This window comes from Kribbella jiaozuonensis, assembly GCF_005233875.1.
Lineage (GTDB): Bacteria > Actinomycetota > Actinomycetes > Propionibacteriales > Kribbellaceae > Kribbella > Kribbella jiaozuonensis.
In genome coordinates, this window is sequence record NZ_SZPZ01000001.1 from 572,814 (window position 1) to 594,073 (window position 21,260).

Consider the following 21,260-nt stretch of genomic DNA (forward strand, 5'->3'; position numbering starts at 1 on the left):
GGCAGCTAGCTGATGGGGTCGATCGCCCGGCGGCGTCCGCGTGTCGCGATCAGCCGCTCCTGCAGGTCGCGCAACGGTTGACCGTCCGGTCCGTTCAGCCGCGGCTGCCAGCTGTCGTCCTCCTGCAGCCACCACGAGCCCGTGGTCTCGTCCATCGCCAGGTCGAACATCTCGCCCAGCTCGATGACGTGGTCCGGCTCCTTCAGTTGCACGAGCACCTCGACCCGGCGGTCCAGGTTGCGGTGCATCAGGTCGGCCGAGCCGATCCACACCTCCGGCTCACCGCCGTTCTCGAACAGGAACACGCGGCTGTGCTCGAGGAACCGGCCCAGGATGCTGCGAACGCGGATGTTCTCCGACAGACCCGGTACGCCGGGACGCAGCGTGCAGATGCCGCGGATCCACAGGTCGACCGGTACGCCGGCCTGCGACGCCCGGTACAGCGCGTCGCAGAGGGCCTCGTCGACCAGGCTGTTCACCTTGAACCGGATCCGGGCGGGACGGCCGGCCAGGTGATGCTGCACCTCGCGGTCGATCCGCTCGACGAGCCCCCGCCGTACCGACTGGGGAGCGACCAGGATCCGCCGGTACCCGGCGCTGCGGCCGAAGCCGGACAGGTGGTTGAAGAGCAGTGCGACGTCCTCGGTGACCACCTTGTCGCTGGTGAGCAGGCCGAGGTCCTCGTACAGCCGGGCTGTCTTCGGGTGGTAGTTGCCGGTCCCGATGTGCGCGTAGCGGCGCAGTCCGTCGGGCTCGTCGCGGACGACCATCGACAGCTTGCAGTGCGTCTTGAGACCGATCACGCCGTACACGACGTGGCAGCCGGCGTGCTCGAGCTGACGGGCCCACTTGATGTTCGCCTGCTCGTCGAAGCGTGCCTGGATCTCCACCAGCACCAGGACCTGCTTGCCGGCCTCGGCCGCGTCGATCAGTGCGTCGACGATCGGCGAGTCACCGCTGGTGCGGTACAGGGTCTGCTTGATCGCCAGTACGTGCGGGTCGGCGGCGGCCTGCTCGATGAAGCGCTGGACGCTCGTGGAGAACGAGTCGTACGGGTGGTGGACCAGCACGTCGCGCTGCTTGAGCGCGTGGAACATGTCGGCCGGGTTGGAGGTCTCCACCTCGGCCAGGTGCGGATGCGTCGACGGTACGAACCCGGGGTACTTCAGCTCGGCCCGGTCCAGGCTGGCGATCGTGAACAGGCCGCGCAGGTCCAGCGGGCCCGGCAGCTCGAACACCTCGGCCTCGGTGACGCCCAGCTCGGACAGCAGCAGCGCGCGCACCTGCGGGTCGATCGACTCCTCGACCTCGAGCCGGACGGGCGGACCGAACCGGCGGCGGAGCAGCTCCTTCTCGAGCGCTGCCAGCAGGTTCTCCGCGTCGTCCTCCTCGACCTCGAGGTCCTCGTTGCGGGTCACGCGGAACGTGTGGTGCTGGGTGACCTCCATACCCGGGAACAGCTGGCCCAGGTGGGTCGCGATGACGTCCTCGAGCGGCACGAACCGGCCCTCGGCGACCCTGACGAACCGGGGCAGCAGCGGCGGCACCTTGACCCGGGCGAAGTGCTCGCCGCCGGTGTCGGGGTTGCGGACGACGACCGCCAGGTTCAGGCTCAGGCCGGAGATGTACGGGAACGGGTGGGACGGGTCGACCGCCAGCGGCGTCAGCACCGGGAACACGCGGTCCCGGAAGAACCGCGTCATGTCCTCGCGCTCGGTGTGCTGCAGCTCGTCCCAGCGGAGGATCTCGATGCCCTGGTCGACCAGCGCCGGCTGGACCGACTTGCGCCAGGTCTCGGCCTGGCGGTCCATCAGCTCGCGGCTCCGGGCCAGGCTGCGGTCGAGGACCTCGCGGGGGAGCAGACCACTGGCCGCCCGCACCGCGACGCCGGCCGCGATACGCCGCTTCAGACCGGCGATCCGGACCATGTAGAACTCGTCCAGATTGCTGGCGAAGATCGCGAGGAACTTGGCCCGCTCGAGCAGCGGGATCCGCTCGTTCTCGGCGAGCTCGAGGACGCGCTGGTTGAACGCGAGCCAGCTCAGCTCCCGATCCGAGAACCGGTCAACCGGAAGATCGCCGGCCGCACTGATGTCGTACGGCGGCTCGACGTCGTACTCCCGGTTGTGCGATGCCAGCAAGTCTCCTGCCACGCCGTCCAGCATCGCATCCTTTGGTGAACGAGGGGTAGCCGTCCGCGCGTTGGCAGATGTGACGTTCTCGTTGCCTACGGACCACATCTCGGGCCGGCGGTTGCTAGCGTCACTCCTTGTGAACTCACGACTGGATTCGGCACTACGCGACACGCTGACCGCCGTACAGGCCAATGCGCTGACCCCGCTGTACGCCCTCCCCACGGCCGTCCGCCGCCGCCTGGCCGGCGCCCCGATCCAGATCGACGGCAACATCCTCGACCCCGACCTGCAGCTCCTCATCCGCGTCGACAACCTGTTGCCCAACACAACCAAGACCGACGCGCCCACAGCCCGAGCCCACTTCCGCAACCTCTGCAAACTGATCCCCGGCACCCCCGCCGAACTACACCGAGTAACCGACCTAACCGTCCGAGGCGCCGCCGGCCAACTAGGCGCCCGCCTATACATCCCCCGCGGAGTCCGTCCGCCGAGCGCGGGCTTGGGCGCCACCGCCACCGACTCGGGTTCGCGGTCCGCCTCCGGCTCGGCCCCGACCTCAGGCCCGGGCTCCGCCAACTCCACCAGCATCGGCTCGGGTTCGGGTTCCGGTACGGGCCTCGGCTCCGGCTCGGACTATGGCTTCGACCCTGGTGTGGGCTCCCGCCCCGGCTTCGGCTCCGGCGGTGTGGATGGAGTGGGCCGGGGGTTGCTGGTCTTCTTCCACGGTGGCGGGTGGGTCGTCGGCGACCTCAACACCCACGACGCTCTCTGCCGCGCGATCGCCGCCGACGCCGGGATCCGCGTCCTCTCCGTCGACTACCGCCTAGCCCCCGAGGCCCCCGCGCCCACCGCCGCCGAGGACGCCATCGCCGCGTTCACCTGGGCCGTCGAGCACGCTGAAGACCTGGGCGTCGACCCAGACCTGATCGCCGTCGGCGGCGACAGCGCCGGCGGCAACCTCGCCGCGGTAGTAGCCCAGCAGACCGTACGTCGCGGCCTGCCGCACCCCGCCCTCCAGGTACTCCTCTATCCAGCAGTCGACCTGGTAGCCCGCCGCCCCAGCCGAGACCTGTTCTCCGAAGGCTTCATCCTCAGCGAGAACGACATCATCTGGTACCGCGACCACTACACCCCCGACCCCACCCTCCGCCCCGACCCGATCGTCTCCCCCATCCGAGCCAAGGACCTAACCGGACTCCCACCCACCTACCTCACAACAGCCGGCTTCGACCCCCTAAGAGACGAAGGCCTCGAGTACGCCGAAGCCCTCCGAGCCGCCGGCAACCCCCTCACCCACATCCCCCACCCCACCCTCTGCCACGGCTACGCCAACCTCCTAACCGTCCCCGGCAAAATCCGCCAAGCCCACACCCACCTAACGAACTACCTACGAAACGCGCTGTACTAGACAGCTCAGCGACCAGGATCAACGAGCACAGGTACGGCCTCCCGAACCAGGAGTGGCGTGGCGGGGCCAGTGATCGGGACGGTGCCGTTGACGTACTGCCAGCCGGTGTCGGCGACGTTGAAGCGGGCGGCGTAGTTGGTGGTCAGCGTGAGACTGGCATCGCCACGCTTCATGTACTTGTGGGTGATCTCCTTCGACGGGTACGGCTTGCCCGGCGTACTCGTAGTCAGCGCAGGGCTGCCATCCCCGAAGCTCCAGGTGTAACTGATCGGCGTCGCCTCAACAACCACCGGGAAGCCGAGCAGCGTCACGGTCGTCGTCGACACCTTGCTGTCCTCGGTATAGACGATCGTGTCCAGATTCACCAACGTCCGCCCGTCGGGCTGCACCTTCACGGAAAGCCCAGGAAACAGGACGTTCTTCGTCTCCGACCGGATCTGCTCCCAGGTGACGTCCTCTGGGCGCGGGCGTACTACTTCCGGTGGAATCGTCGGCGGCGCCACCCGCCGTTCGATGCCGCCGGGCTGGCATCGCGTCGGGCCGGGCACCGATCCATCCGGCTGCATGCGGCCACAGATGCCGATGTTGAGTTCGAGATCGTCTTCAACTGATTGGGGTGGATCGTCCCGACGCTGGTTGTGTCCAGGATGCTGGTTGCCGGCATGCTGTGTCGTCTTGCCGCGATCGGACGTAGATGCCTTGCCAGAGGACTTGCCGTGGCCGTGTCGCCTGATGATTCCGTCGGCACTCCCCTGAATTCCTTCTCTTGTCGGCTTCACGGTCACGACCGGCGGCTTCGGTGTCGGTGTCAACGGTGCATAGGTTTGTGCATGCGAGGCCGCCGCGTTGCTGAACACAAAGCCTGTCAATATCGCGAATATCAGGCTGGTCACAACGGGTCGCGGTCTCATTGCGCGGTCAACCTCATCGCAGCCATTACCCACGATCCCTGCTGATCCAACAGCGTGAATTCGCGCTTGTATTTCCGCACCGTGCTCGTCACAGGTTTTGCCGACGGAGAATCCTTCGACGTGTACGCACCGATCGTCACTGCTGCGTAGCCGCCGACCCGTCCTCCGTCTCCGCGGAACAGATCGGGTACGTCGTCGACCCGCTCGAAGTAGTCTCCAGTGAGACCGCCATTGGCGGCGTTGACCTTCGCCACGTAATCCGCATAGAGCTTGCATTGATTGCAACTTGCCGCGCTCGCGGACATCATCGGCGCGACATCGCCGGTCGTCGATGCGTAGTTCAACAGGCTGACGTAGTACCTGACGAAGGACTCTGCCGCGGAGAGGCTGACGCCGGCGGCCGTCTTCGGCCGTTGAGGCACGCCGCTGCCAGTGGCCGACGAGGTGGGCGACGCGGTTGTCGCCGGTGCGCTCGTCGAGTTCGTGGCCGAAGGCGGGGCCGTGTTGGGGCGGCCGGCGGCTGGGCTGCCGGTGCTGCAGGCGGTTAGGAGTGCGGCAGCGCAGAGGCAGGCTAGGAGCTTCAGGGTGGGGGTGTTGCGGTGTGTCACGAGTGTGTGCCCTCCGTAGTCGAAAATTATCGTAACGGGGGTTGGGCTCTTGGTTCGATGTCAAAAGGTGCAGTTGTGGATAACGGGGTTTGGGGCCAGGAGCCGCCCGGCTGGGGGGTTAGAGGCTCGGACGGCTCCTGGTTGGTGGTGGGACGGGTCGGAGGGGGTGTTATGACGTGAAGTGAGGGGGTGACTTCGGTGTGAGGTCGTTCACAGGTCGTTCACGGAAGGGTCAGGCGGGGGCGTATTGGACGTCCAGCGCGGCTGTGGCGAAGCCCAGCGACTTGTAGAGGGCTCGGGCTGCGGTGTTGGTGCCGTCTACGTAGAGGACGATCGAGTCGAGGTCGCGGTCGTCCTGGAGGTGGTGGAGGCCTTGGAGGGTTAGGGCTTTGCCCAGGCCGGAGCCTTGGTGGGACGGGGAGACACCTACTACATAGACCTCTCCGACGCCGTCCTCGACCTTCGTCCAATGGAAGCCGGCCAGTGCGTCGGTGGCGGAATCGACGGCCAGGAAGAAGCCGTTGGGGTCGAACCACGGCTGCTGCAGACGCTCCGTCAGGTCCTCCGCGGTCCAGCTGCCCTGCTCCGGGTGGTCGGCGAATGCGGCGGCGTTGACCTCCAGCCAGGCCGCGTCGTCCTGCCCGGGCACAAAAGTCCGTACTGCGATCCCGTCCGGCCACACCGGATCCGGGAGTGAAGCCCTGGTACGGCGGAGGAAGTAGAGCTCTCGCGATACCTCGAGACCGAGCCGCCGTGCCAGCTCGTCCGACCCAGGCAGACGCCCGTGGGCCCAGACGCGAGTGCGAGAGCCGCCGTGGTCCAGCAGCATGCGCAGAAGCGCCGTACCGAAGCCTTGTCGTCGGAAGTCTGGAGCTACGACGAGTTCGGCCGAGCCGTCGGGGGACAGGGCGGCGTACCCGACGAGGTTGCGGGCGCTCTGCAGGCCGGTGACCTCGATCGTGCCGGGATCGCCTTCGTACGCGAGGACGTGGACGTCGTCGGGGTGCTCACCGTCCAGGTGCAGCAGCGTGCGTTCGGAGAGCGGATTGACGCCGTCGCTGTGTGCTGCGGCGCGGGCGAGTTCCGTGACGGCGGCGGCGGTGGCCGGGGGCAACGGTGAGGGAACGGCTTCGAGGGTCACCCGAATACCGTAAAAGGTCCGGTTCAGTTCATGCTCAGGTCCTGGCCGGGCCACGCCGATCCAGGTAGTTTTCGCGGCACCGCGGGGGATTTCGCCTTCGCGGCGACCGAGACGACGGACCAGACGGAGTTGACATGGCCCTGACAGGACGAGACAAAGCGCGGCTGGGGGGACGGCGAGCGGTCGGACTGCTGGCCGCCGGAACGGCTGCGGTGCTCGCCTTGGCCGCGGGGGGATCCGTGAGCCAGGCCGCCGGCGCCAAGCCGACGCAGGCAACGCAGGCGTCGCAGACCACCGAGCAGACCGCTGAGCAGACCGCCGTGCAGACCGGCGCACAGGCGAAGAAGCCGAAGCCGACGCACACCCAGATCCAGCTGCTCGCGATCAACGACTTCCACGGCAACCTGGAGCCGGCGACGGGGTCGGGCGGCAACATCAACGGCATCCCGGCAGGCGGCGCGGCGTACCTCGCGACGTATCTGAAGGATCTGCGGGCCGCCGCCAAGGCGAAGGGCCAGGACTCGGTCACGGTCGCTCCCGGTGACCTGATCGGCGCCTCGCCGCTGCTGTCGGCCGCGTTCCACGACGAGCCGACGATCGAAGCGCTGAACGGGATGGGCCTCGAGGTTGCGTCGGTGGGCAACCACGAGTTCGACGAGGGCTGGCACGAGCTGCTCCGGATGCAGACCGGCGGCTGCCTGCCGGACGGCGACGGGCAGAACAACCAGAACTCCTGCCCGGATGCGAAGCACCCGTTCACCGGCGCCAAGTTCAAGTACCTCTCGGCGAACGTGTTCTTCACGAACACCCAGAAGACCCTGTTCGCGCCGTACACGATCAAGACCTTCAAGGACGGCCAGAAGGTCGGCTTCATCGGCATGACGCTGGAGAACACGCCGAACATCGTCACCAAGTCCGGTGTCGAGGGTCTGACCTTCAAGGACGAGATCGAGACCGCGAACGCGCTGGTCCCGGTGCTGAAGAAGAAGGGCGTGAAGTCGATCGTCGTGCTGCTGCACGAGGGCGGTTTCCCGGCCGACCCGAAGGCGTACAACAGCTGCCCGGGCATCTCCGGCCCGATCGTCGACATCAACGCCGGCCTGGACCCGGAGATCGACGCGATCATCTCCGGCCACACCCACCAGGCGTACAACTGCTCCCTGGCGGACAAGGCCGGTAAGCCGCGGCTCGTCACCAGCGCGTCGTCGTTCGGCCGACTGGTCACCGACGTCCGGCTGAGCATCGACAACGCGACCGGCGACGTCGACCGGGTGAACACGCTGGCGAACAACCAGATCGTCACCCAGGACGTCGTGCAGGACCGGAAGACGGCCGAGCTGATCGCGAAGTACAAGGCGCTGGTGGCGCCGATCGAGAGCAAGGTGATCGGCCACATCACCACACCGTCGGTGGTGCGGACGACCGACGACTCGCTCGAATCGCCACTGGGCAACCTGATCGCCGACGCGCAACTGGCCGACCCGTCGGTGGTGTCCGGCGGGAAGACACCGGTAGCGGCGTTCATGAACCCGGGCGGTATCCGTGCTGACCTGGCGTCGACCGGCGGTGCGGTCACCTTCGGGCAGGCGTTCACCGTGCAGCCGTTCAACAACTTCCTGGTCTCGATGGACATGACCGGGACGCAGATCAAGGCACTGCTCGAGCAGCAGTTCTCCGGGGTCAACGGTCCGGAGGCGCCGAAGTACAAGGTCCTCCAGGTCGCGGGCATCACCTACACCTGGAACCCGGCGGCCGCGGCAGGCTCGAAGATCGTGGCCGGCTCGATCAAGATCGGCGGGCAGCCGCTGGTGGACGGTACGTCGTACCGCATCGTCACGAACAACTTCCTGTCCGACGGCGGCGACGGCTTCCCGGCCTTCACCACCGCGACGAACAAGGTGTTCGGCGGCCTCGACATCGACGCGTTCGCCAGCTACCTGACCGCGCACGACCCGTACACGCCGGTCGCCACCGACCGGATCTCGATCGGCTCCTGACCCCTGGACGCCTGACCGGGCAGGGTCCCGGCGTACCCGAGCGGGTACGCCGGGACAGCTCCGGCGGTTTTTCGATCCGCGAAAGCTTTTGATACCTTGCGTACTCAGGCTTTTACGGAAGGTGAGCGATGGCGCACGTTGCTCCGACCTCGCATCGACGGGCCAGTCGCTCATCGCACCGTGGGCATCGCAGCGGTGATGGGCCGATCCAGACCACCAGCTGGCTCGGGTTGACGTTTGCATTCGTCGTGGGGCTGGTGCTGACAGCCCAGTCGCACGTTGGCGTTCACGCCGCCGGGATCACCCTGCTGGTGATGCTGGTCCCGATCACGATCGGGACGTTCGTGGCCGCGTTCCGGCAGGGCGTCGGGTCCTGGAAGGCAGCGCTGTTCACCGCCGTCGCTCTCGCGGTGACCTTGCTGAAGTTCCTGTTCTGAGCAGAGCTCAGGACTTCACTTCAGCCGGCTCACGGCTCGGCGCGGGCGGCACGACGAAGCGGTAGCCGACGTTCCGCACGGTGCCGATGAGCGACTCGTGCTCGGGGCCGAGCTTCGCGCGCAGGCGGCGTACGTGGACGTCGACCGTCCGGGTGCCGCCGAAGTAGTCGTAGCCCCAGACCTCCTGCAGCAGCTGCTCGCGGGTGAACACGCGGCCCGGGTGCTGCGCCAGGAACTTGAACAGCTCGAATTCCTTGTAGGTCAGGTCCAGCGCCCGCCCGTTCAGCTTCGCCGTGTACGACGCCTCGTCGATCACGACGTCGCCGCTGCGAATCAGCGTGGACTCAGGTTCGTCGTTCCGGGTCGCGGCCAGACGGCCGATGACGAGTCGCAACCGCGCCTCGATCTCGGCCGGGCCCGCGGTGTCGAGCAGTACGTCGTCCGCGCCCCAGTCGGCGTTGACCGCGGTCAGACCGCCCTCGGTCACCACCAGGATCAGCGGTACGTCGATGCCGGTGGTGCGGATCAGCCGCGAGGCGCTCCGAACGGCGACCAGGTCGCGGCGGGCGTCCAGCAGCACGGCGTCAGCGTCGGGCGCATCGACCAGCGCGGCCACCTCGGGCGGCAGGATCCGGATCTGGTGCGGGAGCAGGGCGAGCGACGGCAGGACCTCGGTGGAGGCCTGCAGGGCGTTCGTCAGCAGAAGCAACGTGCTCACGCCGTCTCCTTGTGCTGATCATCGGATCCTGGGGATGCGATCCGGTCCTCGTGCACGGCAGGCCCCGTCGGCGTCGTTGCCGGGGGCCTGAGACACACTGGGCATAACAGCAAGCTGACATAATAGCCGAAGACTTAACCGATTAGTGAGGCGCCGACCAGATGCCGGAAGTCACCATCAGGTACTTCGCTGCCGCTCGTTCAGCCGCAGGGGAGTCCTCGGCGACCGCCGAGGCGGGCTCGATCCGCGACCTGGTCAGCACCGTTTCCACCGACCGGCCGGAGCTGGCCCGGGTGCTGTCGATCTGCACCTTCCTGCTCGACGGCGAGCGCGCCGACCCGGCCACGCCGCTGCGGCAGGGCTCGCTGGTCGACGCGCTCCCACCCTTCGCCGGGGGCTGAGCGACCGGACCGGGGAGAGCTTCCCGAAGGGTAGATTCGTCGCCGTGGCGATGGAGTCGGGGACGCTACTCACTACGGTGGGGCGGGCGGGGGTCCTGTTCGGCAAGGCCTGGCCGCGCCTGTTCGCGGTGTTTCTGGTGGCGCAGCTGGCGCACCGAGGTCTGCAGTGGGTCGCAGTGCAGGCAGGGGCCAAGGCAGAGGCTGCCGGCATCGCAGTACTCGCTCTGCTTGTTGTGGTGTCGCTCGCGATGTACGTCGGCATGTTCCTGGTACTGCGTGGTGAGCTGCCCTTCCACCGGCGGGCAGTTGCCGAAGGCACCCTTGCACCGGACGGCATGGAGCCCGGCAACGAGCACAGGCCGCTCGACGCGCTCGCTGCGGCGCTGCTGCCGTTCCTGGCGTTCTACGCGGCGTACAAGTTCCTGCAGAACGAGGCGCTCGACTACGAGTACCAACTGGCCGTCCACAAGGTCAACGAGACCGCTGCGACCGTTCTGAACGGCGGTACGGTGCCGCAGCCGTCGGAGGGCCTGCAGTCGCTGTCCACCTGGTTGTTCATCGGCCTCGGCGTCACGGCGTACCTGCTCCGCTTCGTGTTCAAGAAGTGGAAGAAGGAGAAGGAAGGGCCGGTCCGCAAGCTGTTCGTCACGTACCTCGAGGCGCTGTGGATCTTCGTGGTGGTCTACCAGGCCACGTCGGTCATCCCGCCGCCGATGACCTGGCTGAAGGAACGCGTGGTCTGGCAATGGCTGCACGACGGCTACAGCTGGGTGCTCGACCACGTGCTCGGCGTCGATCAGGTCCGCGAGGTGTGGGACGCAGTCACCGGCTTCATCGCTGCCGGCATCGGTGACCTGTGGAACGCCGCCGTACTGCCGCTGATGTGGATCACTATGACCGCGGTCATCTACGGCCGCGTCGTACAGAAGCTCGACGCGCCGCGGTGGCGGTTCGACCGGATCACGCACCGCTGGCAGCAGACGCCGCGGATTGTCCGCATCGCCGGGAACTCCGTGGTGTCCGACTGGAAGGACCGCTGGGTCCCGGTCGCCAATGCGTTTCGGCTGGTCGTCCGCTCGGGGCTGCGGCCGATGCTGGGGTACTTCCTGGCCTGGGCGGTCGTCACGTTCGCGGCCAGCGCGGTGTGGATCGCGCTGAAGCTCTGGGTGCTCGGCCCGCACAGCCTGCAGTTCTGGCTGGTCATCGACGAGCCGCTGAACCTCATCACCGACGGTCTGAAGATCTCGCTGCAAGTCAGCCTGCTGGCCGCGGCGTACGACCGGATGATCGGCGGATTGGCCGGTTACCTCACGCCGCGGACCCGCGCGGTCCACGAGCAGCCGGCCGGTGACCATGGCGTCACCGACCTGAGTGCGGCTACCTCGGGAATGCCAGGTACTGAGGGAGCTTCGTAGCAAAGGTGATCGTCGGCTGCACGCTCGCAGCGACAGAGGTCGGTACGACGAACACGGCGACCGTCTCGAACGGCTTCCCCGCCACAGGCTTCACGTAGTACTGCGCCAACTGCCCGCGCCAGCTCTCCGGCTTGTCGTCGTACCCGCCGGTGCAGCCGGTCGGACGGTCCTGGTAGTCGTCCGCGACCACCGTGTCGTCCCAGATACGACCGTCCGGTGCGCGCAGGTGCAGCTGGCAGCCGCCGAGCCCGTCGAGCGCGGACAGCTTGTCCACCTGGATGCGGTAGTACACCCGGATCCGGGTTGTCCCGTCCGGTAGGGCGCCACCCGCACCGGTCCGCACCGGCTGAGGGTCCTGCTCGACGCTGGCGCCGTACCAGATCGCGCCGTTGTACGGCGTGCCGCCGGCCGACACGACGACCGGATCGCGGGGCTCAGCGTCGTACCAGGACTTGTAATCGCTCCGGGTGGTCCACCAGCCGGCGAGCGGGATCGCCAGCACCAGCGTGGCGAGCGCCGCGGTGTTCGCGCGGAACCAGCCGCGGCGGGCCCGGCGCGCGCCGGTCATGTGTCGCTCGCAGGGGTCAGCGCCACGACGTCCTGGACCTTCACCGTCTCGGGGCCGAGCGGGACGCTGACCTGAGGCTCGAGGTCGTTCAGGATCGCCTTCTCCATCACCAACAACGTTGCCCCCGGCACCTTGTCGGCCGGCATCTCGACCACGAACGAGCCGCGGACCGGGATGTCCGGCGAGAGTTCGCTGCCGGTCAGGTCGACCTCGTTCAGACCGTTGCGGTTCGCGCCGAGGTACGTGACGCCGTCGGACGACTTGATCCGGACGTTGGAGACGTGGATCGGTTCGCGGGTAGCGGTGATGGTTGCGTCGACCACGACGAAGTCGGTCAGCGAGTCCCGGTCCGGCGTCGAGTGCGGGATGCGGAGCTTCTTGCCGACGCGTACGTCGTTGACGGTCAGGTCGAACCGCGGCGTCTTCACCGTGCGGCCGACGATGCCCTTCACCGGGGTTGGGTCCTGGATGTCCTTCTGCGTTGGCGTGAGGCGGTAGAGGCCGACGATCGCGACCAGTACGGCGAGCGTGAGGCCGACGTTGAGCAGCTTCCGCCCACTCACTTCTTGGTCACCTTGACCGTGCTGTCGGCAACGACCTTGTCCGGCAGCCATTTCTCGTGGTGGTCGAGGATCGACTCGTCCTCGTGCTCGTAGCCCTGCACGGTCAGGTTGACCTGGGTCGGGAGTTCCGTGGCCTTAGGCAACTTCCAGACGTACGCGACGTCCTCGCCGGCGTCTGGGGTGAGGACCGGGTTCATGGTCTCGTCGCGGATGTTGGTGGTGCCGAGCGGCGGGTCGTGTCCTTCACCCCTGATACGCCGATCAGCCGGATCAGGTCGGACGGTGGCGTGGTGCCGGTGTCGTCGGTGACCTTCAGCTTGGTCACGACCGCGATCAGAGCGCCGCCGTCGTCCGGGGTGAACAGTGGCTTCAGGTCCTTCACGGTGACGACGCGCTGGATGGTGACCTCGAACTGACCTGCATCGATCGCGGTGCCCGCGTCCACGTGCGGCGTCTCCGCGCCGGCCTTCTTCAGACCGCCGAACGCCGCGGAGATCACCAGCAGGACGGCGGCCGCACTGATCGACCAGGTGCGGAGCGTGCGGCCACGCACCTTCAGATCCTGGAACTCCGGGAGCTCCTCTTGTTCAGATCCCCCGCTCCCCGTTTCCTGCACGCGGGAAGCCTAACGAGCCAAAGGTCCTAGTCGTCCGGGCGACCGCGCAGGCGCTTGGTCTGGCCGCGCCGCTTCTTGTCGTCCAAGCGTCGGCGCACCGACGCCTTCGAAGGTTTGGTGGGCCGCCGCTTCCGGGGCGGCGGCGCGATCGCCTCCCGCATCAGCGCGACCAGCCGCTCCCGGGCCGCCTCCCGGTTGCGCCACTGCGACTTGTACTCCGAGGCCGCGATCGTCACGACCCCGTCCACCAGCCGCGACTGCAGCCGCTCGAGCGCCCGCGCCTTCAGTACGTCGCTCAACGCCGACGTCCCCGCCACGTCGAAGCTCAACTCGACCCGGCTGTCCGTCGTGTTCACCGACTGCCCACCCGGCCCACCCGACCGCGAGAACCGCCACGCCAACTCGCCCTCAGGAATCACCACCCCGGCCCGCACCACCAACCCAATCTCCACACGCCAATTAAGACAGAATCCCGAGCTGAACGCCGTTCTCAAGGGGTGGATGGGTGGTTGAAAGGTGGATGAGGGGTCGTACCGTGGGTAACTGTGAGTCTTGGTGTGTGGGTGCTCGTCGGGGCTGTGGCTGCCGGCGTGGTGCTGAGTGCGCTGAAGGCTTGGGTTGACGGGCGGTTTCGTGGGAAGAGCGAGGACGACGTGGAGCGGGTGACTGCCGCGGAGCTCGGGGAGGACCTGGGGGAGCGGGCGACGCTGTTGCAGTTCTCGTCGGCGTTCTGTGCGCCGTGCCGGGCGACCCGGCGGACGCTGGCCGAGGTCGAGGGCATGGTCGACGGAGTACGGCACGTCGAGCTGGACGCGGAGTCCCACCTCGAGCTCGTACGCCGGCTCGACATCCTGCGTACGCCGACCACGCTGGTGCTGGACAGCACCGGAGCCGTGGTGAAGCGCGCCAGCGGAGCACCCCGCAAGCCCGACGTGATCGCCGCGCTGGCGACCGCGATCGACCGCCAGGCGAGCTGACCACCGTCCGGTACGTGCCACCGAATGGCGCATGCACCTGCGCGTAAGCAAGACTCTCCAGGTGAGCTCTCCAGCCGGTTGGTACGACGACCCCGCGGACCCGACCCAGCAGCGGTACTGGGACGGCAACACCTGGACGGATCAGCGCCGCGCGCCGCAGGGCCCACCGCCGTACCAAGGTCAGTACGGCGCCGCGCAGCACGGGCAGGTGTTCGGCGGCGGCGAAGCGCCGAGCGGACCGACCCGCCCGGCCCAACCGCAGTACGGCCAGTACGCCCCGCCGCAGCAGCCCCAACAGCCGCAGTACGGGCAGTACGCCGGACCGCAACAGCCCCAGCAGCCGCAGTACGGCCAGCAGCCGCAGTACGGGCAATACGGCCCGCAAGGACCTCACCCGCAGCAGCAGGGCTACGGCTATCCCGGCAAGCGGCCGCACACCACTCCGGACGGCCAGCTGCTCTCCGGCTGGTGGCGCCGCGTCTTCGCCCGCATCATCGACTCGATCATCGTCGGCATCATCGGACTGCCGCTGACCGGCTACTTCTACTACCAGTACTCGCAGGTCCTCTGGGACTACTTCAAGACCACGATGGACCAGGCCGAGGCCGGCACCCCGACGACCACGACCGCGCTGCCGCCAGAGGTCTACAAGTGGATGATCCCGGCGGTCCTGATCGGTCTCGTGGTGTCGTTCGTCTACGAGTACCTGTTCCTGACCAAGAAGGGTGCCACCCCGGGCAAGATGGCCCTCGGGATCGCGGTCCGGCTGCGCGACACCCCCGGCAACCCGCCCGGCGCGGCCGTCGCCAAGCGGTACGGCTTCGAGATGGCGCTCAGCGTGCTCGGCCTGATCCCGCTGATCGGCACGCTGGCCGGCTTCATCGCGCTGATCAACTACCTCTGGCCGCTCTGGGACGACAAGAAGCAGGCGCTGCACGACAAGGTAGCGGCGACCAACGTGGTCCGCACCTGATACCACCATGTGATCAGTTGTCTCAAGTAATGGGACCACAGCTGGCAGGCCCGGCCGGGTTCCGTACGCTCGATCCGTGGTTTACACGACATGGCTGACGAAGCGCAGGGCAGTGGACAACTGCCGCGTGCGCTCATCGCTGTGTCGATGCCGCTGACCAGGCGGCGTCCCGAGCGCTGCGGAACCGGTCGCTGAGCACGGTTCCGCGTACGTCGCCTCCCCGCACACCCGGGCGGGTCCGGCTCGACAGCCCTCCTCCTCGCAGGAGTCGTCATGTCCGAATCATCGGCGGCACAGAAGGTTGATCCTCGCGGACTGCGGTTCGCGGCCGGGGTGACCACGGTCGTCCTGGCGTTGACGCTCGTACTGAACAACCCGTGGCCGCTGGCCGTGCAGGCCGTGGTGTTCGCGATCTCGGTCGCGTTCGGCGTGCAGGCCTCGCCGTACGGGCAACTGTTCAAGCGGCTGATCCGGCCCCGGATCGGTCCGCCGAAGGAACTGGAGGACGCGGCCCCGCCGCGGTTCGCCCAGCTGGTCGGCCTCGTCTTCGCGGTCGCCGGTCTGATCGGGTACCTGACCGGCGTCACCGTGCTGGGCGTGGTCGCCACCGGATTCGCCCTGGTCGCCGCGTTCGTGAACGCGGCCGTCGGGCTCTGCCTCGGCTGCGAGGCCTATCTGCTGATCCACCGCATTCGTACGCCAACCACCGCTACCAACTGAGAGGCAGCACACATGAGCAGGGAATCCGCGCTCGTCTCGGCCGACTGGGTCGAGGAGCACAAGAACGACGCCGGTGTCGTCCTGATCGAGGTCGACGAAGACGTCTCGGCGTACGACGCCGGCCACATCGCCGGCGCGATCAAGCTGGACTGGAAGGACGACCTGCAGGACGCGGTCCGTCGCGACTTCGTCAACCAGGAGCAGTTCAGCGCGCTGCTGTCCGAGCGCGGCGTGAAGAACGACGACACGGTCGTGCTGTACGGCGGCAACAACAACTGGTTCGCGGCGTACGCGTACTGGTACTTCAAGCTCTACGGCCACGGTGACGTCCGCCTGCTCGACGGCGGCCGCAAGCGCTGGGAGCTGGACAGCCGCGAGCTGACCGACGAGGTCGTCAAGCGTGACGCGACCGAGTACGCCGCGAAGGCGCCGAACCTGGACATCCGCGCGTTCCGCGACGAGGTCAACGAGGCCATCGGCGTGAAGAACCTGGTGGACGTGCGGAGCCCCGACGAGTACGCCGGCCGGCTGCTCGCCCCGGCCCACCTCCCGCAGGAGCAGGCGCAGCGCGCGGGCCACATCCCGACCGCGGCGAACATCCCGTGGAGCAAGGCGGCCAACGACGACGGCACGTTCCGCGCCGACGACGAGCTGAAGCAGCTGTACGCCGACGCGGGCGTGGACTTCGGCAAGGACACCATCGCGTACTGCCGGATCGGCGAGCGCTCGGCCCACAGCTGGTTCGTGCTGCACGAGATCCTCGGCCAGCAGAACGTCAAGAACTACGACGGTTCGTGGACCGAGTGGGGCTCGCTGGTCGGCGTACCCGTTGCCCTCGGCGACGAACCCGGAAAGGCCTGACACATGTGCGGAGCAACGAAGGGCGGCCTCGACCTCAAGGGTGTCGACGTCGACAAGGAAGCCGTGATCCAGGGCCAGGTACTGCGTGGCGAGGAGCCGGTCGGCGGCGCGTACGTGCGGCTGCTGGACTCCACCGGTGAGTTCACCGCCGAGGTGCCGACGTCGGCCACCGGGCACTTCCGGTTCTTCGCGGCGCCGGGCAGCTGGACGCTGCGGACGCTGGCCCCGAAGGCCGACCCGGTCGACCGCCAGGTGGTCGCGCAGTACGGCGAGGTCGCGGAAGTGGCCGTCACCGTCTGAGCAGTCGGTCGTTACACAAGGTGCCACCACCACCCATCGGTGGCCCACCCTGAAGTAAGCACGAAGGGCCCGGACCTTGCGCGTCCGGGCCCTTCGCCATGCCCGGAGATCGCCAGAATCGCTTACCCGGCAGGGATTCCGGGAGTCATCGCATTGGGGTTACGGGCAACGACCGGAAATCTCGTGGACCGAGCGGCAATGTAACGGTTTGGTCTCGGAGCGGGGTCGGCTCGTCACCTACCGCAATCGGCTGAGTTGTGTCTGTGTCCTGACCCGCACTTCGGGTCACGTCATCACTCAGGGAGGAGGGGTCAATGCGACCCCGCATCGGATACAAGAAGCTCGCTGCCGTCGGAGTTGCGGCGGTTGTCGGCGTGGCTTCTACGATCGCGCTGACCTCGGGTTCGGCGTCCGCCTCGCCGGTTTTCGGATACAGCGGTTACTCGTACGGCACCGACGTCGAATCCGGCCTGGCGAACAGCGGTCCGCAGGTCATCAGCAAGTTTGGTTGCACCACTGACGCCACCAAGGCTGACAAGAACGACATCGCCACGGCGAATGTGAACAACCAGGCGATCGCACGCTCGGTGAAGACCGACACGCACGCGTTCAACAACAAGAGCGGGACGGGCGTCACCAGCACCGCGACGGCTGCCGACATCCGCGTCGGCAACCTGGTCACGCTGACCGGCGTGAAGACCACGACGACGGCCAAGTACTCGAAGGGCCAGCTGTCGTACACCGGTGACACGACCTTCGCGGGCGTGCGGATCGGCGCGATCTCGGTGCCGTCGCTGCTCAAGCCGAAGTGGAACACCAAGATCGCGGTTCCGGGTCTCGGTTACATCGTGCTGAACCGGGTCGGCGGCGTGAAGACCGCGTCCGGCATCTACTCGTACGCGCAGGCGGTCGTGCTGCACGCGACGGTGAAGAACCAGTACATCCCGCAGGGCGTCGACGTCGCGGTGCTGAAGACCCGCGCGGAGATCTCGAAGCCGGCGACCGCACTGGTGATCGGTTCGGCCTACGGCACCCAGGCCAACGTCGACAAGCTGGTCGTCTCCAGCCCGACGTCCCTTCAGACCACCTGCCAGGGCACTGAGGGCAAGACGGTCCGGGTTTCGGTCGGCGAGGTCAACATCCCGAAGGTCGCCTACGTCGGCGGTGTCTACACCACCAAGAACGGCGCCATCGGCACCAACAAGTCCTACATCAACTTCACCTCGCACGTCGCGGGCGTGAAGGTGGGCAGCCTGTCCATCGGCGCCATCGAGTCCTCCGCCTCGGCGTGGAAGACCAAGGACGGCAAGGGCGGCGTCAGCTCGTCCTCGACGATCGCCTCGATCAAGGTCGGCGGCAAGACCTACGCCGTACCGACGGGCGAGAACAAGACCCTGAACATTCCGGGTGTTGCTCGTCTGACCTTCAACCAGGTCCTGCGTCAGAAGCGCTACATCTCGGTGGACGCGCTGGTGATCGACGTGTACAGCCTGAACACCAAGGTCATCGTCGGCCACTCGGCCGCGGGCGTCGTCAGCTGATCTCGGCACACGCCATCTGAGTCGAACCTCACCGACCCAGAACACACCGGCCCCCGGATCCCGCAAGGATCCGGGGGCCGGTTCGTTTTAGGCGTCCAGGATCAAGGTGACCGGGCCGTCGTTGGTGAGGTCGACCTGCATGTCGGCGCCGAAACGGCCTCGTTCCACCTTGGCGCCCAGGTTCTCGAGGGCGGCGCAGAAGTCGTTGTAGAGCGGTTCCGAGACCGGGCCCGGGGCGGCGGCGCTCCACGACGGGCGGCGGCCCTTGCGGGTGTCGGCGTACAGCGTGAATTGGCTGATCGCGAGGATCGGGGCCTGCTCGTCGGCGGCGGAGCGTTCGTCGCGGAGGATGCGGAGGGTCCAGATCTTGGCGGCGAGCGCGGCCGCCTTCTCGGCGGTGTCGTCGTGGGTGACTCCGAGGAGGACGACCAGCCCGGGGCCGTCGATCGCTCCTACCACCTCGCCGTCCACGGTGACCGACGCCCGGCTGACTCTTTGTACTACGGCTCTCATGAGGCCATCCTCTCCTGCCGGAGATCGTCCGGCGATCGGAGCCATGGACCGGCAAATATCCGTTATCGATCCCGATCTGGCAGGATTCGTCCATGGCGTCGACTCTGATCACTGTTGCTCCCACCGGTGCCGAGACCGCGAAGGCGGACTGCCCGGCGTTGCCGACCACGCTCGACGAGCTGGTCGAGACCGCGAAGCGGTGCGAGGCCGCGGGGGCGGCGATGATCCACATCCACATCCGGGACGGGGAGCACAAGCCGACGCTGGATCTGGGCCGGCTGACAGAGACCGTTGCCGCAGTACGCGAGAACACGGCGCTGATCGTGCAGCTGTCCACGGGCGGTGCGGTCACCGATCCGTATGATCATCGGTTGCGCGTGCTCGACGCCGTACCGGACTCCTGTTCGCTGACGATGGGGACGGTCAACTTCGGCGACGACGTGTTCATGAACCCGTGGCCGTTCGTGACCCAGCTCTACCAGCTCACCCAGGAGCGCGAGGTCGTGCCGGAGTTCGAGCTGTTCGACCTCGGCCATGTCGCCGCGCTGCACCGGCTCCTCGGAAAGTACGGCCTCCCGTACGGCGGACGCGTGCACTGCGACTTGGTCATGGGCGTCCCCGGCGGCATGCCCGGTACGGCGGACGCGCTCGTCGCAGCCGTCAACGCGTTGCCGGACGCGGTTACGTCATGGTCTGCGACGGGCATCGGTCGTACGGCGCTGACGGTCGCACTGGCCGCTCTGTCGAAGGGCGGCAACCTCCGCGTCGGTATGGAGGACACGCTCACGCTGGCGAAGGGGCAGCCGGTCACTCACAACGCGGAGCTCGTCGAACGCGCAGCAGCGCTCGCCACGCTCGCCCAACGGCCGCCGATGTCGCCGGACGAAGCTCGTTCCCTGCTGAACGTGAAGCGATGAAGTAGCCGGCAATCCCGGCCGCGATGATCGTTGCCTCCAGCAATAACCAGTCGCGGAGGTAGTCGCGGGGGAGGATCGTCGGGTTCGCTCCTTTGCCCTGGCGCAGGAGCAGCGGGATCGCGATCAGGCTGGTGATGCCGACGTACAGTGAGGTAGTCCTGATGACGCCCACTGTGCGGTGGCCATCGGGTCTGCTCGCCCAACGGGTGACGATCCAGCCCGCGGTGATTGTCAGTGGGACCAGGAAGAAGTCGTCGGCGACGACCGCGCCGCCCAACCACAGCGGCAACCTGACCAGGGCCCTTAGGTCCAGCGCGTCGATCATCTTCCAGACGCCCCACAGGCCTATCGGTACGCCGACTGTTGCCAACCCGATGCGGGTTCTCATGTGATGACCTCCAGCCGATGGACCCACTTGGTTTGGAGTACGCCGGGGCGGTTGGGTGCGATGATCCGGGCGGGGAACCCGTGGTCGAGTGCGAGTTGGCTGCCGTTGAGCCGGAGGGCCAGGAGCGTGAGCGGATCTGCGGCGAACTGCTCCGGCAGCTCACTGGTCGCGTAGAACCCGCCCTTCTCCATCGACACCACCCGCACGCGCGAGTGCGCCGGAGCGCCGCACAGTTCGAGCAGGTCGCGGATCCGGACGCCCTCCCAGCGTCCGCCTTGGCTCCAGCCCTCGACGCAGGCGATCGGGAGTGCCGACCGGCTCTGCGGGAGTTGCTGCAGTTCGTCGAGGCTGAGCTCCAGCGATCGCGGTCCGGTGACGGTGAAGCGCCAGTCCGGCCCGATGCCGGTCACGCCGGCGGCTTCCGCCGTACGGTTGACCGGGAGTCCTTGTGGGCCGATGTTCGGCTTGCGTGGGGCGAGCACGGCGACCGGGCCGAGCGCGGGTACTGACTGGCCGACCGAGGTGATGCCTACGAGCGCGGCGGCGCCGGCGACTGTTCGGAACAGGCCTCGGCGGGTGAGGCCGGAGATTGCCGGGGGCAAGGAGTTCGGAACGATCTCGGCGATCCGACGCCAGTTGGCACGGATCAGGGGGAGCTTGACGGCGATGTGGACTATTAGCGCGCCGACGATGATCCAGGCGAGGGCGTAGTGCGTCTGGCGGAACGGGAAGGGCCACGGGTACCACTGCAGGGTGTTGAGGAACCCGGTGACGAGTTCGAGTGCCATCGCCGACACCAGGACCAGGATCGACGCCCGCTCGAGCATCGTCTCGATGGCCTTGCGGCTCGGTGGCCACGGCAGCTTCGCGAACAGCTTCGGGTAGACCGTCCATAACTTTGCCAGCAGCAACGGGACGGCGACGGTTCCGGTCAGTACGTGCAGGCCCTGCGTCACGCGGTACAGCGTGGCCGGGCGGCTCGGGATCGGCAGCCAGCTCGGGGTGTCCTGCTGGAAGTGGCTGTACAGCCCGGTCAGGAAGCAGATCACGACCGCGACGCCGAGCCAGCGGCCGATGACCGTCGCGACCCTCGGGTGGTGCAGGGGCGATGGGAACGACTTCTCCGTCGGCATGTTTCCACTACAACCCCGC

Annotated in this window: 25 protein-coding genes; 13 read left to right on the forward strand and 12 right to left on the reverse strand. The window is 67.5% G+C overall.

Going from position 1 to position 21,260, the window contains the following annotated elements; genetic code table 11:
- Positions 1 to 5 precede the first annotated feature (5 nt).
- Positions 6 to 2,165, reverse strand: a complete 2,160-nt coding sequence (locus tag FDA38_RS02780) for an RNA degradosome polyphosphate kinase (protein WP_137252481.1) — start codon at positions 2,163 to 2,165, stop codon at positions 6 to 8.
- 106 nt (positions 2,166 to 2,271) lie between these two features.
- Between FDA38_RS02780 and FDA38_RS02785 the strand changes: the two genes are divergently transcribed.
- Positions 2,272 to 3,543, forward strand: coding sequence for an alpha/beta hydrolase (locus FDA38_RS02785; RefSeq protein ID WP_233714488.1), 1,272 nt, complete (start codon positions 2,272 to 2,274; stop codon positions 3,541 to 3,543).
- Between the two features lie 5 nt (positions 3,544 to 3,548).
- Here the strand turns inward: FDA38_RS02785 and FDA38_RS02790 are convergent, their stop codons facing one another.
- The 3 genes from FDA38_RS02790 to mshD form a co-directional block, all read right to left on the reverse strand.
- Positions 3,549 to 4,109: a PKD domain-containing protein gene (locus FDA38_RS02790; RefSeq protein WP_137252482.1), complete on the reverse strand. Its 561-nt coding sequence runs from the start codon at positions 4,107 to 4,109 to the stop codon at positions 3,549 to 3,551.
- 341 nt (positions 4,110 to 4,450) lie between these two features.
- Positions 4,451 to 5,062: a DUF6318 family protein gene (locus FDA38_RS02795; protein WP_267901734.1), complete on the reverse strand. Its 612-nt coding sequence runs from the start codon at positions 5,060 to 5,062 to the stop codon at positions 4,451 to 4,453.
- Positions 5,063 to 5,294: 232 nt separating this feature from the next.
- Entirely contained in the window at positions 5,295 to 6,203 is a 909-nt protein-coding gene (gene mshD, locus FDA38_RS02800; RefSeq protein ID WP_137252484.1) for a mycothiol synthase, read from the reverse strand.
- Positions 6,204 to 6,337: 134 nt separating this feature from the next.
- Here mshD and FDA38_RS02805 point away from each other — a divergent pair, with 134 nt between their 5' ends.
- On the forward strand, positions 6,338 to 8,200 hold the full coding sequence (locus FDA38_RS02805; RefSeq protein ID WP_137252485.1) for a bifunctional metallophosphatase/5'-nucleotidase: 1,863 nt from the start codon (positions 6,338 to 6,340) through the stop codon (positions 8,198 to 8,200).
- 128 nt (positions 8,201 to 8,328) lie between these two features.
- Positions 8,329 to 8,637, forward strand: coding sequence for a hypothetical protein (locus FDA38_RS02810; protein ID WP_137252486.1), 309 nt, complete (start codon positions 8,329 to 8,331; stop codon positions 8,635 to 8,637).
- Positions 8,638 to 8,644: 7 nt separating this feature from the next.
- On the opposite strand, the gene FDA38_RS02815 is transcribed toward FDA38_RS02810, so the two are convergent.
- The gene (locus FDA38_RS02815) at positions 8,645 to 9,355 is read right to left on the reverse strand and encodes a response regulator transcription factor (protein WP_137252487.1); all 711 of its coding nucleotides are present in this window, start codon (positions 9,353 to 9,355) and stop codon (positions 8,645 to 8,647) included.
- A gap of 161 nt (positions 9,356 to 9,516) precedes the next feature.
- Here FDA38_RS02815 and FDA38_RS02820 point away from each other — a divergent pair, with 161 nt between their 5' ends.
- Together FDA38_RS02820 and FDA38_RS02825 are read left to right on the forward strand one after the other, a co-directional pair.
- Positions 9,517 to 9,756, forward strand: coding sequence for a MoaD/ThiS family protein (locus FDA38_RS02820; RefSeq protein WP_137252488.1), 240 nt, complete (start codon positions 9,517 to 9,519; stop codon positions 9,754 to 9,756).
- A gap of 50 nt (positions 9,757 to 9,806) precedes the next feature.
- The gene (locus FDA38_RS02825) at positions 9,807 to 11,171 is read left to right on the forward strand and encodes a hypothetical protein (RefSeq protein WP_233714659.1); all 1,365 of its coding nucleotides are present in this window, start codon (positions 9,807 to 9,809) and stop codon (positions 11,169 to 11,171) included.
- Here the strand turns inward: FDA38_RS02825 and FDA38_RS02830 are convergent.
- The 5 genes from FDA38_RS02830 to arfB are packed head-to-tail and all read right to left on the reverse strand — an operon-like array spanning position 11,134 to position 13,370.
- Positions 11,134 to 11,739 carry a hypothetical protein gene (locus FDA38_RS02830; protein ID WP_137252489.1) on the reverse strand — a complete coding sequence of 202 codons (606 nt, stop codon included), beginning with the start codon at positions 11,737 to 11,739 and terminating at the stop codon, positions 11,134 to 11,136. The genes FDA38_RS02825 and FDA38_RS02830 overlap by 38 nt on opposite strands.
- Positions 11,736 to 12,302: a DUF4352 domain-containing protein gene (locus FDA38_RS02835; protein WP_233714489.1), complete on the reverse strand. Its 567-nt coding sequence runs from the start codon at positions 12,300 to 12,302 to the stop codon at positions 11,736 to 11,738. The genes FDA38_RS02830 and FDA38_RS02835 overlap by 4 nt, the downstream gene beginning before the upstream one ends.
- Positions 12,299 to 12,499 (reverse strand): hypothetical protein, encoded by a 201-nt coding sequence (locus FDA38_RS42875; RefSeq protein WP_233714490.1) that lies wholly within the window; start codon positions 12,497 to 12,499, stop codon positions 12,299 to 12,301. Before FDA38_RS42875 ends, FDA38_RS02835 begins: the two co-directional genes overlap by 4 nt.
- Complete coding sequence (locus FDA38_RS02840) at positions 12,496 to 12,918, reverse strand: hypothetical protein (RefSeq protein WP_233714491.1); 423 nt, start codon at positions 12,916 to 12,918, stop codon at positions 12,496 to 12,498. Before FDA38_RS02840 ends, FDA38_RS42875 begins: the two co-directional genes overlap by 4 nt.
- A 26-nt stretch (positions 12,919 to 12,944) precedes the next feature.
- A complete protein-coding gene (arfB, locus tag FDA38_RS02845) occupies positions 12,945 to 13,370 on the reverse strand; it encodes an alternative ribosome rescue aminoacyl-tRNA hydrolase ArfB (protein WP_130446285.1) in 426 nt (141 codons plus the stop codon).
- 93 nt (positions 13,371 to 13,463) lie between these two features.
- On the opposite strand from arfB, the gene FDA38_RS02850 reads away from it, so the two are divergent.
- From FDA38_RS02850 to FDA38_RS02875, 6 genes are all read left to right on the forward strand, one after another.
- Positions 13,464 to 13,895 (forward strand): TlpA family protein disulfide reductase, encoded by a 432-nt coding sequence (locus tag FDA38_RS02850; RefSeq protein WP_137252491.1) that lies wholly within the window; start codon positions 13,464 to 13,466, stop codon positions 13,893 to 13,895.
- Between the two features lie 61 nt (positions 13,896 to 13,956).
- A complete protein-coding gene (locus tag FDA38_RS02855) occupies positions 13,957 to 14,868 on the forward strand; it encodes an RDD family protein (RefSeq protein ID WP_170989563.1) in 912 nt (303 codons plus the stop codon).
- Positions 14,869 to 15,141: 273 nt separating this feature from the next.
- On the forward strand, positions 15,142 to 15,588 hold the full coding sequence (locus tag FDA38_RS02860; RefSeq protein WP_137252493.1) for a DUF4395 domain-containing protein: 447 nt from the start codon (positions 15,142 to 15,144) through the stop codon (positions 15,586 to 15,588).
- A 12-nt stretch (positions 15,589 to 15,600) separates the two neighbouring features.
- The gene (locus FDA38_RS02865) at positions 15,601 to 16,449 is read left to right on the forward strand and encodes a sulfurtransferase (RefSeq protein WP_137252494.1); all 849 of its coding nucleotides are present in this window, start codon (positions 15,601 to 15,603) and stop codon (positions 16,447 to 16,449) included.
- A gap of 3 nt (positions 16,450 to 16,452) precedes the next feature.
- A complete protein-coding gene (locus FDA38_RS02870; protein WP_134105618.1) occupies positions 16,453 to 16,749 on the forward strand; it encodes a DUF1416 domain-containing protein in 297 nt (98 codons plus the stop codon).
- A 314-nt stretch (positions 16,750 to 17,063) separates the two neighbouring features.
- On the forward strand, positions 17,064 to 18,290 hold the full coding sequence (locus FDA38_RS02875) for a choice-of-anchor P family protein (RefSeq protein WP_137252495.1): 1,227 nt from the start codon (positions 17,064 to 17,066) through the stop codon (positions 18,288 to 18,290).
- Between the two features lie 87 nt (positions 18,291 to 18,377).
- Here FDA38_RS02875 and dtd read toward each other — a convergent pair whose 3' ends face one another.
- Positions 18,378 to 18,803 carry a D-aminoacyl-tRNA deacylase gene (dtd, locus tag FDA38_RS02880; RefSeq protein ID WP_137252496.1) on the reverse strand — a complete coding sequence of 142 codons (426 nt, stop codon included), beginning with the start codon at positions 18,801 to 18,803 and terminating at the stop codon, positions 18,378 to 18,380.
- A gap of 92 nt (positions 18,804 to 18,895) precedes the next feature.
- Here dtd and FDA38_RS02885 point away from each other — a divergent pair, with 92 nt between their 5' ends.
- Both FDA38_RS02885 and FDA38_RS02890 read left to right on the forward strand, forming a co-directional pair.
- Entirely contained in the window at positions 18,896 to 19,720 is an 825-nt protein-coding gene (locus FDA38_RS02885) for a BKACE family enzyme (protein WP_137252497.1), read from the forward strand.
- A 161-nt stretch (positions 19,721 to 19,881) separates the two neighbouring features.
- Entirely contained in the window at positions 19,882 to 20,112 is a 231-nt protein-coding gene (locus tag FDA38_RS02890) for a hypothetical protein (protein WP_137252498.1), read from the forward strand.
- Here the strand turns inward: FDA38_RS02890 and FDA38_RS02895 are convergent.
- Positions 20,105 to 21,241: a molybdopterin-dependent oxidoreductase gene (locus FDA38_RS02895; protein WP_137252499.1), complete on the reverse strand. Its 1,137-nt coding sequence runs from the start codon at positions 21,239 to 21,241 to the stop codon at positions 20,105 to 20,107. The two genes, FDA38_RS02890 and FDA38_RS02895, sit on opposite strands and share 8 nt — an antisense overlap.
- Positions 21,242 to 21,260 lie beyond the last annotated feature (19 nt).